We start from the raw sequence: 518 nt of genomic DNA on the forward strand, positions 1-518 counted from the left end.
TGCACTTAGCCGTTGATGTAGAAACTCATGAGGCCATTAGTGCAGAAGTCAGTCTTGTAAGTGTTGGCGATAGCGAAGTGTTGTCAACATTACTCAACCCTTTACGTAGAAAGATAGATACCGTATCTGCCGATGGAGCGTATGACACAAAAAGTTGCTATGAGACCCTGAAAAATAAGGGCAGTACTCCGTTGATACCGCCTCGCAAGAATGCGGCGCTTTGGGAAGATGGGCATCCCAGAAATGAAGCAGTAAAGGCTCTGAAAAACGGAACAATAGCGGAGTGGAAATCTGAGTCGGGTTATCACTATCGCTCAATATCTGAGACTGCAATGTCTCGATATAAAGGACTAACCAGCAGTAAATTGAGCTTGAGATGTTATAACGCTCAAGTTGGTGAGGCACTGGCAAATGTCAAAGCAATGAACAAAGTCATAGGACTAGGTATGCCTGTTAGAAGCTAACGGCTAGTCATATATGGCGTCGTTGATCTTCAAGCTGATTTGATCAACAACGCC

The 518-nt window shown here is 44.4% G+C and carries 1 protein-coding gene; it reads left to right on the forward strand.

The window, feature by feature from the left end; all coding sequences use genetic code 11:
• On the forward strand, positions 1 to 464 hold a 464-nt coding region (locus tag QTN95_RS21040), incomplete at its 5' end, for an IS5 family transposase (protein WP_331418895.1).
• Between the last annotated feature and the right edge of the window lie 54 nt (positions 465 to 518).

This window comes from Vibrio sp. M260112 (assembly GCF_036533775.1).
In the GTDB taxonomy this organism is placed as follows: domain Bacteria; phylum Pseudomonadota; class Gammaproteobacteria; order Enterobacterales; family Vibrionaceae; genus Vibrio.